This window comes from Acinetobacter sp. FDAARGOS_558 (assembly GCF_003937785.1).
GTDB classification, from domain to species: domain Bacteria; phylum Pseudomonadota; class Gammaproteobacteria; order Pseudomonadales; family Moraxellaceae; genus Acinetobacter; species Acinetobacter baumannii.
On the sequence record NZ_RKJH01000001.1, the window covers coordinates 1,900,159 to 1,915,459 of the forward strand.

A 15,301-nucleotide genomic window follows, 5' to 3' on the forward strand; every position below is an offset into this window, starting at 1 on the left:
ATGTGTAGAATCTATTGTGCCATAAAAAACTATTTGTACATGGAACAATCAGTCAACTTCTGACAAACATTGCCTTTAAAACAGCTAAAAATACGATTTTTAACGATAAAAAATGCCAAAAGAATTATAATTTATCAGAAAACAGCATATTGTTTTTTTTAATAAATACCGCAAAATATTTACCCTCTGCCTTTGGTGCCGGGATTTGTCTTTAAGAAGTAGGAGTTCTTATGTCCAAGAGTGGGTTTGGTCAAATGTATCGTCGGCTTTCGAGTAAACTACTTGACCTCGTGGTAACACCACATGTTCTTGGGGAAGTTCCTACTGAACCAGTATCAGCAACAACAGAAACAGAAGCAAAGACTGAGCGCCAAAAAGTAGTGTGCTATGTCTTGCAAAATCATTCTCGCAGTAATGCTTTAGTGGTGGATGGAGAAACTCGTCGCTTAAATTTAAAGCCAGCGCTAGATCCATTAGTCATCGGTACTCATCAGGAAAAAGCTTCAGTTTTATTTTTACAACACAATGATGAAAATAACCTACTGAATCCCCCTCCTCATGCTTTTCCGCCACGTTTAATTAAACTGATCGAAGTTTTACAAGCAAATCCTGAACTCGACATAGAACTGGTTCCGGTAACCGTTTTATGGGGTCGTTCTCCAGATAAAGAAGACTCTTGGTTTAAGTTGTTATTCTCAGATACATGGGCAACTCCAAGTACAGTTAAACAGCTTGTAAATATTGGTTTGCATGGTCGCCAATCTTATTTGGAATTCCATGAACCACAGTCTTTACGTGACCTCGTTGAATATGCTCAGAAGCATTATCCAAACCTTTCGCCAGCAACTTATATTGTTAGCACTTTAAATGACTACCTTGATCGCCAACGTGAAGTTGTTTTAGGCCCTGACTTATCAGACCGCCGCAATGTCATGCAGTCGGTATTAAAGTCTCGTGATGTTCAAGAAGCCATTCGACGCGAAAGTATTCGCGGTAAAATCAGCATGCTTGAAGCAGAGCGTCGTGCGATTGGTTATGTGAATGAAATCGTATCTGATTATTCTCACTCAGCAGTACGTTTTGCAGATTTGGCGTTAACACGTCTATGGACTCAGCTTTATGACGGCGTAGAAGTTCATAACTTCAGTACTGTCCGAGAGCTTGCAAAAGACTATGAAATTGTTTACACACCATGTCACCGTAGCCACATTGACTACTTACTACTGTCTTATGTGATTTATAAACGTGGCTTGATGGTTCCGTATATTGCTGCAGGCGACAACCTAAACTTACCTTTCGTTGGTCAGCTTTTACGTGGTGGCGGTGCCTTCTTTATTCGCCGCTCTTTCCGTGGCAATGGTCTTTATACTTCTGTATTTAAAGAATATTTATATAGTATTCTTTCTCGCAACACACCACTTGAATACTTTATTGAAGGTGGACGTTCGCGTACAGGCCGCTTATTACCCCCGAAAACCGGCATGCTCGCAATGACAGTCCATAGTCATTTACGTGGCCGTGCCAAGCCGATTGTATTTGTGCCAACTTACATTGGTTATGAGCGCCTTATGGAAGGTTCAACCTATGTAGGCGAAATGCAAGGTAAGCCAAAAGAAGCCGAGTCTATTTTTGGTATTTTAAAAACACTCCGAAAAATTGAACGTATTTTCGGTAAAGTACACGTTAACTTTGGTGAACCTGTTTTTCTAGATGACTTGCTTAAACAGCATAATGCTGAGAACGTTTATATTGAAAAGAACGATGACCCAGTGCCACCGGCTGTTTCAGAAGCAGTAAACAGTTCTGCAAATGCGATTTTAGAAAATATTAACCGTGCGGTAGTGATTAATCCGGTTTCTTTACTCTCAATTATTTTGCTTGCAACACCAAAGCATACTCTTGATGAAGAAATCTGTATTAAGCAGCTTGAAGCTTACCGCAATTTAGCATCAAATTTCCCTTACGATCAGCGTACAGAAGTGACGCCGCTCTCTGGTAAGGAAATTATTGCTTATGGCTTAAAGCTTAAATTGATTAAGCGTGTACAGCATGCCCTTGGTGACATTATTGCGATTGAAGATAACCAAGCAGTTCTCCTCACCTATTTCCGTAATAACATTTTGCATGCATTCGTTTTACCTTCATTGATTGCATCTCTTGTTGAACATAACGGGAAAATTAGCCGTGCTGATTTAAGCAATGTCATCTATACGCTTTATCCATTCTTAAAAGCCGAACTATTCCTTAAATGGAAAAGTAACGAACTTAAAGAACAGATTGAGCAATATGCAGATGCATTGGTTCAATCAAATCTTATTCAACAAGATGACGAAGGCAATTTAATTAGCTCTGCACCAAATACTGAAGAGCATAATCAGCTTGTTGTATTAGCAACACCTGTTAAACAAAGCCTTGAACGTTATTACATGACTTTAGCTTTAATCACTCAGCGTGGTTCAGGCAATATTTCAGCAAAACAAGTTGAAGAATTAAGTCATTTATTAGGACAACGTTTATCAGTTCTTTATGAGTTTAACTCTCCTGAATTCTTTGACAAAGCATTGTTCCAAAGCTTTATCAAAGTTTTAACTCAACAAAACTACATTCGAACGAATGACCAAGGCCAAATCGAGTTTGATGATAATTTCCGTCAAATGGCAGCAGGCGCACAGTTGGTGCTTGATGAAGTGACATTACAAATGTTGCAACACATCACAACCTTTACTGATGAAGAGTTAAAAGAAGCTCTTGAAGCAATGGCTTCTCAGCAAGCTAAACGCCGTTTAAAACGTAAAAAAGCTTAAAATCTTCATGCAAAATAAAAGGCAACTTAAGTTGCCTTTTATTTTATCTACTCATTGGACATTCAAAGTAACGCGGATCATCAATACAACGTAAGCGTTTCATTAGCTCCACAAAGTAGGCATCGTAATAACCGGAGCGAACATATTGATTGCGTATTTTTGCCACCATAATGTCATAGCTCTGCTTTTCGTAAAAAGAAACGTCAACCCAATAATAGGCTGGTAAATGATTTTCCCATTGTATAGCTCGATTTGTTAATAATTGACTATTTTGGACAAACCAAGCCCGAATTTTTCGTCCAAAGTTGGCTGGATAAGCTTGGGGCTTAATAATTATATTTACCCCGAAATACGCCAAAGGAAAATTAATCACCTGAGTATCTGGCCCAAAATCTTTCTGTAGGTTATAAGGCAAAAGACCATAAACAGGCGCTGGCATAATATCGATTTTATTTTGTCGAAATTGCGCAATCGCATTCGATAAATCAACATATACTGGCTGCGCACCTACACTTCTCACCAAAGCTTGTTGTGGCGGGTTATTGGCCAGAACTCCAATTCTTTGACCTCTAAGCTGTGCCACTTTTGATATTTTTTTGGTTTTCATGACCATATTTGCAGTTCCAACCGGAATCATACCGACTGCTTCATAGTCTTTATTAATTAATCTTTTCTCAATTGTAGGATGATTTAAAAGCTGCAATAGATTTCGTGCAGTCCGGTTATTAGGTATAAGACCAATACCTGAGGTACTACCCATAAAATGATTATACTGATAAGTATTAAAGTTACTGGCTGCTAAGCCTGAGCATTTACCCTCATCAAAGGCTTGAATGGCTTGCTGCTCTTTTTGATAACTAACGACTTTGAATTTGACTTGATATTGCTGAGCATATAAACGAATGTCATTTAGTCGACGCGTAATATCCCCTTGGGTACCCGCTGGATCATATGCACACCACACCTGATCCCCAGCCCAACTCGTAACTGACGTTACACTCAAAAAGAGAGCTAAACAAAATTTTTTCACTTTTAACCTTTTTATCTTTATTGGCAATTTAACTGCCTCATCAGGTATTTCTGTTGTTATTTAAAGTTTAGTCTAAATTTTAATTTGTACCATGAGCATTTAAACATAATAAATAGTCATTAAAGCAAATTGGATGCTCAAGTTGAAAACCCGTCTCAAACAAATGTTTCGCATAAATTTTTTTGCCTGAAACATGAGCTGAATCTAAGGTAAGTAGCGGTAAATCTAACTGACTTTGAAACCACAGTAAGACTTCATGCAAAGGTACAGGTGCATTATTAGCAACAAGATAGCTTTTATGGGGTTTTTCAAAATCAGCTAAAAATGCCAAAAATCTTGCTAAATCATCAATATGAATACGGTTACTATAGTGAATATTTGGATAGGTTTGCGTGTGCTCAGCCATTCGTTTTAGGCGATCAATAGAAGCCCCATAAATCCCTGTAGGACGCACAATCACGCACTGTGACGGAAAATACTTTTGCCATAGCAATTCCATATTGTGCAAGATATGCCCTTGGGCATCGTTTGGGTGAATCTCACTATGGTCATCAATTGTTTCACCAGAATTTTCACCATATACCCGCGTAGATGACACCACAATTAATCTTTTAACCGGATGCGATTTTAAAGCCTGACGAATAGGCTCAATACTATCCACATAAGTATGCTGATAACCTTCAACAGTACTATCGTCTGGAGAAAGTAAAATATACACTACATCTACAGGTGCAATTTCGCTTAAATCGAGCGTAAAAATATCCTGTATGAGATGTGTCCCATAAGGATCTGTCTTTTCACTACGGCTAATTGTGGTAATTTGATGTCCTTTCTCAAATAGTTGTTTAGCAACACGCTGAGATGTTTTACCATAACCGATAAATAATATATGCATAGAGAACTCGTTGAGGGGACATGACTTCAGTCCATCAGTTACAAGGCGTTGGATCGGCTTCAGCAGCCCTACTCGAAAAACTAAATATTTTTACCACAGATGATTTGCTGTTTCATCTGCCCCGTGATTATGAAGATCGCAGTACCATTATTCCTATGAATCAATTGGTGGTTGGTCGTAGTTATTTACTCGAGGGTGAAGTCAAATCTGTTGATTTCCCTCCAGGTAAACGTAAATCTATGGCCGCATTAATACAAGATGAATTTGGTAAGGTGACTTTACGCTTTTATCATATTTATAAAAATTTAACCGACAAAATAAAACCTGGTAACCGTTTACGTATTTTTGGTGAAGTTCGTGTAGGTGCACGAGGACTTGAGCTTTATCATCCAGAAATTCAACTTATTAATGAACATACCCCCCTTCCAAAAACGCAGCTCACAGCAATTTATCCAAGTACCGATGGACTAACACAAGCTAAATTACGCGAATATGTTAAACAAGCGTTGAAACATCATAGTGATGCCTTACCCGAGTTACTCCCTAAACAATATACAAATGGGTATGCACTCAAAGAAGCTTTACATTACATTCATGAGCCACCAGTTGATGCCAATATGATCCAATTGGCTCAAGGCTCTCATCCTGCGCAGCAACGTCTTATTTTTGAAGAGCTGGTCGCACATCAAATTAGTCTTCTCACTCGACGTGCTTATATTCGCCAAATTGCTTCACCTGCTTTTCCGAGTAGTAAAGTACTTGCAAAAAAACTGCTAGAAGCTTTACCTTTTCAAATGACCAACGCACAAAAACGTGTATCAAAAGAAATTTTAAGCGACTTAAAACAACATCAACCTATGCTGCGTTTGGTACAAGGTGATGTAGGGGCTGGAAAAACTTTAGTTGCAGCGGTTGCAGCATGTCATGCATTGGAAGCAGATTGGCAAGTTGCGTTAATGGCACCCACCGAAATTTTAGCAGAGCAGCATTATTTAAATTTTAAACGCTGGTTTGAACCTTTAGGTATTAAGGTAGCTTGGTTGTCGGGTAAACAAAAAGGGAAAGCGCGGGCACACGCTGAGCAACAAATTAAAGAAGGCCATGCTAAACTAATTGTGGGTACTCATGCCTTATTTCAAGATAACGTTGAATTTGCAAAACTAGGACTCGTGATTATTGATGAACAGCACCGATTCGGGGTCGATCAACGATTAGCCTTACGCAATAAAGGCGCCGAACAGCTCACCCCACATCAACTGGTCATGACTGCAACGCCAATTCCTAGAACACTGGCAATGAGTGCTTATGGCGATTTAGATACATCAATTATTGATGAATTACCGCCAGGCCGAACTCCAATTCAGACCGTCACGATTCCGCTAGATCGTCGTGAAGAAGTACTGCATCGAATTGCTTCAAACTGCCGAGAAGGCAAACAGGCCTACTGGGTATGTACTCTGGTCGAACAGTCCGAAACTTTAGATGCTCAAGCCGCCGAAGCCACCTATCAAGAAATGAAAGAGCGCTTTCCTGAACTTAATATTGGTTTGGTTCATGGCAAAATGAAAGCCGATGAAAAACAGGCCGTCATGCAAGCATTTAAAAACAATGAGCTACAGCTGCTAATTGCCACAACCGTTATTGAGGTTGGTGTAGATGTACCCAATGCGTCAATTATGGTCATTGAGAATGCTGAACGATTAGGACTTTCACAGCTACACCAATTACGAGGGCGTGTAGGACGAGGTGCAAAAGCCAGTTTTTGTGTTCTTCTCTATAAACCACCACTTTCACAAAATGGGCAAGAAAGACTTTCAATTTTAAGAGAAAGTAATGATGGCTTTGTTATTGCTGAAAAAGATCTTGAGCTAAGAGGCCCGGGTGAGTTATTAGGAACAAAACAAACAGGTGATATGGGTTTCCGTGTCGCACGTTTAGAGCGAGATGATCATTTATTGAGTCAAGCACACTACGTTGCACAACAAGTTCTAAAAGATTACCCTGAGCAAGCTGATGCCTTATTGAAGCGCTGGCTTCCCGAAGCTCCTCGATATGCATATGTTTAAGTTTTTAAACCCACAGTATCTTTTTCAGTTGCTGTCCCCTTGCCTACTTTGCGAAATAGGAACACGGGAAAAATATTCTCTTTGTAAAGAATGCTGGGAACAGCTACCGTGGCTTAAGCAAACCATTCAGCGCAATGATCAGTCTGTTCTTGTGGCCTGTCACTACGCCTATCCAATTAACCGGATTATTCAGCAGTTTAAATATGAACAAAAATTACATTACCAAACCTTACTCGCTGAAGTTTTACAGCAATTAAAATTTCCTAAGGTACAAGCGATTGTACCCATGCCTATTTCTAAACAACGTTTAACTGAACGAGGTTTTAATCAATCCTTATTACTTGCCAATCTTTTGAGTAAGCAATTAAAAATACCAGTTTGGCAGCCTGTACAACGCTTAAATGAGCATTCTCAAAAGGGGTTATCTCGACTCGAAAGATTTGAAAATATTGAACAGCAATTTGTTGCGCTCACTCAAGAAAAACGGCGTTATCGTCGTGTACTGATTATTGATGATGTAATCACAACAGGAAGTTCAATTCACGCTTTATGTCAGGCGCTAAAACAGCTAGGGTGTACATCTATTCATGCCAGTTGCCTAGCTGCTGCTTCATCTACATCATATTAAAATTATAGAGTTATAGATAAGTTCTGCTCACACCACGGAATTACAATTTCTTTGGTTAATGGTGCGAGTTTTGTCTCGGAATCATTAAATTTCACCCACTTCATTTCAGCAATTTCAGCTGCAATTTGTGGGGACTGTTTTAATCGAACCAAATATAAATGGCTAATAAGCGTATGATCCGGTTCATTGGCAGCTGCTGTCTCAAAACGCCCTATAAACTGTTCTATTACACACGGGCTGCCTATTTCTTCCAAGATTTCACGCTGTATAGCAGTTTCCGGAGCTTCATTCGGCTCCAATTTACCGCCTACCTGCATAAAAGCTTGTGTATTACGCTTTCTGACAAGCAATAATTCATTTTGTTCATTTAAGATCACCGCAGCGGCGACCGTAATAGTTTTCACCTATTTAACCTCATTTATGGTTGAACGTCAGCATTTGTCCATTTCGGAGCAGGAGCCTGATATTGCTCAAATTGTTGAAGAATATCTTCAATTTTGTCTGAGGTAATCAATTTATCAACAAACCGTGCTTGGCTAAATCCGTTATCTACAGTTCCCTGAATCATTTTAAGCAAATCTTCATAAAAGCCAGCTACATTTAGAAAAGCACACGGCTTTTGATGAATACCTAATTGTGCCCATGTCCATTGTTCAAAGATTTCTTCCAATGTACCTGCCCCACCTGGTAAAGCAATAAAACCGTCCGACAGATCTGCCATTTTGGTTTTACGCTCATGCATATTTTCGACGACATATAATTTTGTCAGTCCAGGATGAGCTAACTCGCGATCAACTAAAGCACGAGGAATTACCCCAATGACCTGCCCGCCGGCTTGCAAAGCACTATCAGCAACAACACCCATTAAACCAGAACGGCCACCGCCATAAACGAGTGTTTTACCTTGTTTAGCAATAGCTTCACCGGTTAATTGAGCAATTTGTTGAAAGATTGGGTTTGAACCAAGAGATGAACCACAGAAAATACAAATTGAATTCATAGTATAAAAACCGTTTTATTGAACTGTCATGCTGACAAACTAGACTATCGACAGAGTTTTTTTTTGCAAAATAGCGTATTGGCAAGTGTTTTTCGGCAAATCCTTGTCTAAAATACACCCATCAATTTCCATCAGACTGCGTAAGGAAAAAAGACACATGCTTGAAGCCTTTTATGCCACAGAACGCGGAAGTCTGGAAGATGCCACCATCAATGGTGGATTTGATCTACATCCCGAATTAGTATGGCTTGATCTTATTGCACCCTCTCAAGAAGAACAACAATGGGTCTTAGATGCTTACAATCAGAACTTACCTACACTAAAGTCGTTAGAAGACATTTCATCTTCTGCTCGATTCTACCGTGATGATGACGGTATTTTGCATATCAGCACCTATTTTTTAACGAAAAATAAAAATTATCAGGTTGATGGGGATGCCGAAGATTCTTCCCATATGCTTGCCATGGTGCAGACTGTTGCATTCATCTTACATAAAGACCGCTTATTTACTTTACGTGGTGAAAAGTTAGTTGCCTTTCGTGCTTTTCGTGCTCGAGCTCGTCGTAATGACTATGAAATGGATTATAAAGATCCAACATGGATTTTATTGGGCTTACTTGAAGCAAAGCTAGATGAGCTTGCGGATATCTTGGAAGATATCCACAAGGATCTAGAAAAATACTCAACCGAGGTTCTCAATAACCATCAACGTGAACAGATTTTAGATCTTGATGACATGATTACCCGCTTGGCACAACAAGAAGACATGCTTGGGAAAGCACAGCTCTGTTTAATTGATTTGCGCCGTGTTTTAACGTTTTTGTCTCGTCCACGTGCTTTAGGCAGTCATATCTATGATGCAGATATTCGAGAACTTAGCGAAGATGTTCGCTCGCTTGTCGAACATGACGCTTTCTTATTCCAAAAAGTACGATTCTTGCTTGATACAACGTCAGGATTTATTAACACTGAACAAAACGATACGATCCGTCGATTCTCGATATTACCAAGTATGTTGGCACCACCTATGTTAATCGCCAGTATCTATGGTATGAACACGGATGTACTTCCTTTCGCACACGGCACAACCAGCTTTATTATCGTTTTATTAATTATTATTGGTTTCTTTATTGGGCCTATCATTTATTTCCGCTGGAAAAAATGGATTTAAAGAGATTACCCCCGCAAATTTTGTATATAAAAAAGCACCTAAATTTAGGTGCTTTTTTATCTTTGCTCATCAAACCAAATGTAGGTCTTCTTGCAAATGGCAGGCTTGAATGATTTTCAGCATCTTTTCCGGTACATTTTTAAAATGTAATCCAGACTTTTGTGGAGTTTGACGTAGCCATTGCACTAAAACAGCCAAGGCTAACGTATTACCATGTTCAAGCTGCTTTAAATCAACAATTAAAGGAAAGCTTGTTTGCTTTTTAATAATTGCCAATCCAGCTTGGTATTGTTGTTCAGCATTTTCAAAATCAATTTTGCCTGAAACAACTAACTCTTGGTTAAGATACTGAACCACTCTTCACCTACTTATTTTTGTTTATTCTGATTAACAGCAGCATCTGCATCAGGTTGGAACGTAGCAATTGCTTTATTCAAATCACCGCCATTACGTTTCACAGTTGCAGCAAATTGGTTACGGAACTGCAATCCTAAATCAATACCAGAAACATTGATGTTACGGATTTTCCATTGCGAACCTTTGTCTGCCAACTGGAACGACACAGGAATTTTTTCACCATTGTGATTAAAATCTAAAGTCACAACAGGGTTTTTACCAGCTGTCGCCTTGTATGGACGCATCGTGTAAGTTTGGTTTGTATACTTAGCAAATGCACTACCGTAATTCTCAATTAACGTATTACGGAAGTTCGTTTCAAACTGAGCACGCTGTGCAGCAGTACTATATTGGTTTGTTGCATAAGTACCCATCACAATACGAGTAAACGCTTGTGAATCAACATACGGGTCTAAGTTTTGGCGTACAATTGTTTTTACTAATGCTGGGTTATTTTGCAATTTAGCATGATCGGCTTTTAAACGAGAAATCAAGCCATCAGCAACACGCTTAATAAAGTCAGGTGGTGCTTCTGAAGGTGCAGCAAAAGCTGTACCAGCAATCATAGTAGACAAAATACTTGCTGTAAGGGTTTGTTTAAACAACGTATTCACCTGGAACCACTCCTTCAAATAATCTCTTACTCAACAAATGACGGCTGTGCACTGCTGTCAGTACTTGCAGGAGCTTTTTCTTCTGCTGAGGATGAACCAGCGGCAACCTTACCTGCGCCACCACCAGTAATAAATTTACTAATAAGATCTTCTAGATCCATCGTTCCTTGGGTATTAGAAATAGTATCGCCACGTTTAAGGTAGTTTAGACCACCACCCGGTACGATTTTTAAATATTTCTCACCCAATAAACCATTGGTTGCAACCATTATATAAGCATCTTCATCAATACTTGTGATGGAGTTCATGTTACTGATCAGTTGCTGTTCCATTGTTTTTTGTTGCGCTGGAGTCGCTTGCGTATAATCAGAACTATAACGTAATTCGTCTAAAGCATTTTTTTGAACTTCTTTTAACTGTTCAGCATTAAAGCTTGTCAGTTTTCCATCAAGATCAAAAGTAACCGTAGCCAAACGTGTAACCGGATCAAGCGTGATTGAATCAACGCGGCCAATTGTTACACCGCTCATCGTCACTTTAGCACGAGGCTTTAAACCATTAACGTTATCAAACTGAGCTTTCATGGTGTAGCCATCGCTCAAGTTCGTGCCCACTAAACCACTCACTTTCATTGCTAAAAAGAATAAAGCAATACCGAAGATAATGACAAAGATACCTACGGCCAGCTCACTAGTACGTGATTTCATTAAATCCCTCCGAACATGACCGCAGTCAACACGAAATCAAAACCTAAAACACATAATGAAGAATATACAACCGTGCGGGTCATTGCCGTTGCAATGCCTTCAGGTGTCGGATCACATGCATACCCTTGGAAAACAGCAATCCATGTACACAGCAAAGCAAATACAATGCTCTTAATAATGCCATTTACGACATCGTGGCCAAATTGAACATTATTTTGCATACCACTCCAAAAGGAGCCTTCATCAACGCCAAGAAAGTCAACTCCAACCAATTTACCGCCAACAATACCAATCGCAGCAAAAATAACGGTTAACATTGGCAAACTGACTATACCAGCCCAAAGACGTGGTGATACGATTTGCTTTAAAGGATCAACACCAATCATTTCCATACTGGCAAGCTGTTCACTTTGTTTCATCGAACCAATTTCAGCAGTCAATGCAGAACCTGCTCGTCCAGCGAAGAGCAAAGCTGCAACAACCGGTGCAAGCTCACGCAGTAAAGTTAAAGACACCATTGTGCCTAGCATTGATTCACTACCAACATTGACTAATATTGAGTAGCCTTGCAATCCGAGTACCAGACCAATAAATAAGCCTGATACCGTGATAATGAGTAAAGACATTACCCCTACACGATGCATTTGATAGACGAAACGTCCGAAACCGCCCGCTGAAGGTAATGAAAAAATAATCTGTAAGAGCATCAGTGCCGCAACACCAATCCCTCGAATCCGCTCAATAACGAGTCTACCTAACCAGGCTATCGTATTCATGGACGAACCTCGTTATCTAAATAAGCTTGGTGGCTAAACTGGTATTCAACCGGACCTTCTGCCGAGCCGGTTAAGAACTGTTTTACAAATGGAGAAGCATAAGCTTGTAATTCTTCTGGCGTTCCTTCCCCTTGAATCTTCCCTTCCGCTACAACATAAATGTAGTCAGCAATAGAGAGGGTTTCAGGAACATCATGCGAAACAATAATCGTAGTTAGATCTAAAGCTTCTCGCAATGAACGAATGAGACGTGTTAAAACACCCTTCACAATCGGGTCTTGCCCCGCAAAAGGTTCGTCATACATAATTAAATCGGGATCAAGCGCAATTGCACGAGCTAAAGCGACCCGTCGGTTCATACCACCTGACAACTCAGTAGGCATAAGCTGTTCTGTTCCACGCAAGCCCACCGATTCAAGTTTTAAAGCGACCAGTTCTGCAATGAGATTTTCAGAAAGCTTAGTATGCGCACGAATTGGAAAAGCGACATTTTCATAAACCGACATATCGGTAAATAAAGCTCCACTCTGGAACAGCATTCCCATACGCGCACGTGCTGCAAATAATTCCTGGCGTGACATTTGAGCAATATCTTTGCCATCAAGCAAAACTTCGCCCTGATCGGGAACAAGCTGCCCACCAATCAAGCGTAATAAAGTCGTTTTACCTGTACCAGATGGTCCCATAATGGCCGTGATCTGGCCTCGACGTATATTTAAACTAATATTGTCATAAATGACGCGTTCCCCTCGGTTAAAACTCAAGTTTTTCACTTCAATCAGTGATTGAGTCGAGAGAGGAGTTTTATTATTCATAATGGCAATCATTCCTGCACTTTTATGCCCGCATACTATAACACTGAATTTTGGGAATCTTGTTGTAATTTTGACAAAAGCAAAACAAGCTAATATAGGAATATGAGCTAGATTTTGAAAAGAAATTTATTGATCGAGAACTTGAAACTGGTCTACGAAATGGCCAGTTAATAAAGCATAGGCAAAGTAAATTCCATTGCACAAAGCAAGTGCAATAAAAAGATATGGCAAACCACGTTGAAATAAGAATTTACTCAACCATGCCAAAGGCGACTCTTTTCGCTTACTTTTACGCATTATTACAATAAACATTGAACTGTTTCACACTTTGTTATTTTATAACAAAACTAAAAAATAAAAAAGGCCAGTATGTAAACTGGCCTTTTTTTAAATCTCTTAAAGATTAACGGTCGAATTTACGACGGCGCTCACCACGAGATTCTTGATTAAAGTGTTCTTCGCGAACTGCGCGACGTGGACGGTCTTCACCACCAAAGCTACGTTTTGGACGATCACCAAAACCACCTTCACGACGTGGACGATCTTCACCACCAAAGCTACGTTGTGGACGGTCACCGAAACCGTTTTCACGACGTGGTTTATAGTCTACGCGGTTACCACGATTGTCATCATTTGAATCAAAACGAGGCTTATCGTTAAAACCACCTTCACGGCGTGGACGATCTGAGTTGAACTCGCGACGCGGACGATCTTCACCACCGAAGCTACGTTTTGGACGGTCTTCAAAACCACCTTCACGACGTGGACGGTCTGAGTTGAACTCGCGACGTGGACGATCTTCACCACCGAAGCTACGTTTTGGACGGTCTTCAAAACCACCTTCACGACGTGGACGGTCTGAGTTGAACTCGCGACGTGGACGATCTTCGCCACCGAAAGCAGGACGCTCACCACGAGGCTTATCATCAAAGCTACGACGTGGACGATCATCACGACCACCTTCACGACGTTTGAAGTTGCCTTCACCCTCGAAACGACGACCACCGCCGAAACCGCCACCACGACGACCATCACGGCCACCGTTACCACCACGACCGCCTTCACGACGTGGACGGGCTGGAGGTGGAGATGGCTCTAAACCTTCAATTTCAGAAACATTTAAACGAGCTTCTAAGTAGTCTTCAAGCGCACGGATTTTACCGCGTTCACGATAAGTCGCTAAAGTAATCGCTTGACCTGTACGACCAGCACGACCTGTACGACCAATACGGTGTACATAATCTTCATGCTTCATTGGTAAGCCGAAGTTAATAACGTGTGAAATTGTTGGAACGTCAAGACCACGTGCAGCAACGTCAGTAGCAACTAAGATTTTCGCACGGCCTTCACGGATACTACGTAAACGACGGTTACGAACTGTTTGCGGCATTGCACCGTGAAGTGCAACAACTGAATGACCTGCTTCTGCAAGTTCTTCAGCCAACATATCTGTATCTTCTTGTGTGCTCGCGAATACAACAGCTTGGTCAAGCGTTTCATCAGCCAACCAGTGAGTCAGAAGTTTCTTCTTATGTTCAAAACCATCTGTCCAGTGTAAAGTTTGGGTGATGTCAGTATTGGTGCTGTGACCAGTTTCAATTGCAATACGCTCAGGTTCATTCATCATGCGCTCAGCAAGACGAATAATACGGTCAGCAAAAGTTGCAGAGAACATTAACGTTTGACCACGATTCGCAGCCAAGTCACTGATCGCTTCTAAGTCTTCAGAGAAACCAAGGTCTAACATACGGTCAGCTTCGTCCACGATTAAAGCATCAACTTTGTCTAGCTTTAATTGACGACGGTTAACTAAGTCTAATAAACGACCTGGAGTCGCAACTACAACTTGAGCACCTTTAAGCTGTTGAATTTGTTTACCAAAAGGCATACCACCCATAATTGCAGCAATACGAACACCTTTCATGTGACGTACAAAAGCAATTGCGTCTTGGCTAACTTGTTGAGCCAATTCACGTGTTGGGCATAAAACTAAAATGCTAGGCTGAGTCACTGCTTTCATACGTTCTTTGAACGGAACGAAAGTATCTTGACCTGCCAAATTATGTAATGTCGGTAATAAGAATGCAGCAGTTTTACCAGAACCAGTCTGGCTAGAAACAAGAAGGTCTTTACCTTCTAAAGCAGCAGGAATAGATTGTTCTTGCACAGGAGTTGGGTTAGTAAAACCTAAACCTTCAAGAGCTTGTTGTAAGGTTTCGTGCAAAGAAAATTCGGCAAAAGTTTTGCTCATAGAGAGTTCCACCCCAAAGGGTGCTCCATTTTTAATAAATACAAATAGACATCGGCAAAAGCGGCAAAGCAAATATTAGCTGAATCTTATTATTCAGCAGCAATCCGAGTAACGACGATGTGGACTAAACGCACGCTTGATTACGGCC

At 40.5% G+C, this 15,301-nt stretch carries 15 protein-coding genes; 4 read left to right on the plus strand and 11 right to left on the minus strand.

Going from position 1 to position 15,301, the window contains the following annotated elements:
• Positions 1–230 precede the first annotated feature (230 nt).
• Positions 231–2,804 (plus strand): glycerol-3-phosphate 1-O-acyltransferase PlsB, encoded by a 2,574-nt coding sequence (plsB, locus tag EGT34_RS09190; protein ID WP_000045403.1) that lies wholly within the window; start codon positions 231–233, stop codon positions 2,802–2,804.
• Positions 2,805–2,847: 43 nt separating this feature from the next.
• Here plsB and adeT2 read toward each other — a convergent pair whose 3' ends face one another.
• A complete protein-coding gene (gene adeT2, locus EGT34_RS09195; RefSeq protein ID WP_000712910.1) occupies positions 2,848–3,834 on the minus strand; it encodes a putative multidrug efflux protein AdeT2 in 987 nt (328 codons plus the stop codon).
• A 79-nt stretch (positions 3,835–3,913) separates the two neighbouring features.
• Positions 3,914–4,729 carry an NAD-dependent epimerase/dehydratase family protein gene (locus EGT34_RS09200; RefSeq protein ID WP_000547770.1) on the minus strand — a complete coding sequence of 272 codons (816 nt, stop codon included), beginning with the start codon at positions 4,727–4,729 and terminating at the stop codon, positions 3,914–3,916.
• Positions 4,730–4,749: 20 nt separating this feature from the next.
• Between EGT34_RS09200 and recG the strand changes: the two genes are divergently transcribed.
• On the plus strand, positions 4,750–6,795 hold the full coding sequence (recG, locus tag EGT34_RS09205; RefSeq protein ID WP_000204959.1) for an ATP-dependent DNA helicase RecG: 2,046 nt from the start codon (positions 4,750–4,752) through the stop codon (positions 6,793–6,795).
• Positions 6,788–7,423: a ComF family protein gene (locus tag EGT34_RS09210; protein WP_000472270.1), complete on the plus strand. Its 636-nt coding sequence runs from the start codon at positions 6,788–6,790 to the stop codon at positions 7,421–7,423. Before recG ends, EGT34_RS09210 begins: the two co-directional genes overlap by 8 nt.
• 2 nt (positions 7,424–7,425) lie before the next feature.
• On the opposite strand, the gene EGT34_RS09215 is transcribed toward EGT34_RS09210, so the two are convergent.
• Both EGT34_RS09215 and EGT34_RS09220 read right to left on the minus strand, forming a co-directional pair.
• Complete coding sequence (locus EGT34_RS09215) at positions 7,426–7,827, minus strand: NUDIX hydrolase (protein WP_000849705.1); 402 nt, start codon at positions 7,825–7,827, stop codon at positions 7,426–7,428.
• 14 nt (positions 7,828–7,841) lie between these two features.
• On the minus strand, positions 7,842–8,423 hold the full coding sequence (locus EGT34_RS09220; protein ID WP_001084311.1) for a TIGR00730 family Rossman fold protein: 582 nt from the start codon (positions 8,421–8,423) through the stop codon (positions 7,842–7,844).
• 157 nt (positions 8,424–8,580) lie between these two features.
• On the opposite strand from EGT34_RS09220, the gene EGT34_RS09225 reads away from it, so the two are divergent.
• Complete coding sequence (locus EGT34_RS09225; RefSeq protein ID WP_000888321.1) at positions 8,581–9,594, plus strand: CorA family divalent cation transporter; 1,014 nt, start codon at positions 8,581–8,583, stop codon at positions 9,592–9,594.
• A gap of 69 nt (positions 9,595–9,663) precedes the next feature.
• On the opposite strand, the gene EGT34_RS09230 is transcribed toward EGT34_RS09225, so the two are convergent.
• From EGT34_RS09230 to EGT34_RS09260, 7 genes are all read right to left on the minus strand, one after another.
• Positions 9,664–9,951, minus strand: a complete 288-nt coding sequence (locus EGT34_RS09230; RefSeq protein ID WP_000250997.1) for an STAS domain-containing protein — start codon at positions 9,949–9,951, stop codon at positions 9,664–9,666.
• A gap of 11 nt (positions 9,952–9,962) precedes the next feature.
• Complete coding sequence (locus EGT34_RS09235) at positions 9,963–10,604, minus strand: MlaC/ttg2D family ABC transporter substrate-binding protein (RefSeq protein ID WP_001093907.1); 642 nt, start codon at positions 10,602–10,604, stop codon at positions 9,963–9,965.
• A 26-nt stretch (positions 10,605–10,630) separates the two neighbouring features.
• Positions 10,631–11,311 (minus strand): outer membrane lipid asymmetry maintenance protein MlaD, encoded by a 681-nt coding sequence (locus EGT34_RS09240; protein WP_000842362.1) that lies wholly within the window; start codon positions 11,309–11,311, stop codon positions 10,631–10,633.
• A complete protein-coding gene (mlaE, locus tag EGT34_RS09245) occupies positions 11,311–12,087 on the minus strand; it encodes a lipid asymmetry maintenance ABC transporter permease subunit MlaE (protein WP_001091949.1) in 777 nt (258 codons plus the stop codon). The genes EGT34_RS09240 and mlaE overlap by 1 nt, the downstream gene beginning before the upstream one ends.
• A complete protein-coding gene (locus EGT34_RS09250) occupies positions 12,084–12,902 on the minus strand; it encodes an ABC transporter ATP-binding protein (protein ID WP_002019647.1) in 819 nt (272 codons plus the stop codon). Before EGT34_RS09250 ends, mlaE begins: the two co-directional genes overlap by 4 nt.
• Before the next feature lie 126 nt (positions 12,903–13,028).
• On the minus strand, positions 13,029–13,214 hold the full coding sequence (locus tag EGT34_RS09255) for a hypothetical protein (RefSeq protein ID WP_000471151.1): 186 nt from the start codon (positions 13,212–13,214) through the stop codon (positions 13,029–13,031).
• Positions 13,215–13,305: 91 nt separating this feature from the next.
• Positions 13,306–15,153: a DEAD/DEAH box helicase gene (locus EGT34_RS09260; RefSeq protein ID WP_000047395.1), complete on the minus strand. Its 1,848-nt coding sequence runs from the start codon at positions 15,151–15,153 to the stop codon at positions 13,306–13,308.
• Positions 15,154–15,301 lie beyond the last annotated feature (148 nt).

Excerpts from the sequence above, each read along its gene's own strand:
- mlaE (WP_001091949.1), bottom strand. The coding sequence starts at position 12,087 with ATGAATACGATAGCCTGGTTAGGTAGACTCGTTATTGAGCGGATTCGA.
- EGT34_RS09210 (WP_000472270.1), top strand. The coding sequence starts at position 6,788 with ATGTTTAAGTTTTTAAACCCACAGTATCTTTTTCAGTTGCTGTCCCCT.
- recG (WP_000204959.1), top strand. The coding sequence starts at position 4,750 with ATGACTTCAGTCCATCAGTTACAAGGCGTTGGATCGGCTTCAGCAGCC.
- EGT34_RS09240 (WP_000842362.1), bottom strand. The coding sequence starts at position 11,311 with ATGAAATCACGTACTAGTGAGCTGGCCGTAGGTATCTTTGTCATTATC.
- EGT34_RS09200 (WP_000547770.1), bottom strand. The coding sequence starts at position 4,729 with ATGCATATATTATTTATCGGTTATGGTAAAACATCTCAGCGTGTTGCT.
- plsB (WP_000045403.1), top strand. The coding sequence starts at position 231 with ATGTCCAAGAGTGGGTTTGGTCAAATGTATCGTCGGCTTTCGAGTAAA.
- EGT34_RS09220 (WP_001084311.1), bottom strand. The coding sequence starts at position 8,423 with ATGAATTCAATTTGTATTTTCTGTGGTTCATCTCTTGGTTCAAACCCA.
- EGT34_RS09260 (WP_000047395.1), bottom strand. The coding sequence starts at position 15,153 with ATGAGCAAAACTTTTGCCGAATTTTCTTTGCACGAAACCTTACAACAA.
- EGT34_RS09250 (WP_002019647.1), bottom strand. The coding sequence starts at position 12,902 with ATGAATAATAAAACTCCTCTCTCGACTCAATCACTGATTGAAGTGAAA.
- EGT34_RS09225 (WP_000888321.1), top strand. The coding sequence starts at position 8,581 with ATGCTTGAAGCCTTTTATGCCACAGAACGCGGAAGTCTGGAAGATGCC.
- EGT34_RS09255 (WP_000471151.1), bottom strand. The coding sequence starts at position 13,214 with ATGTTTATTGTAATAATGCGTAAAAGTAAGCGAAAAGAGTCGCCTTTG.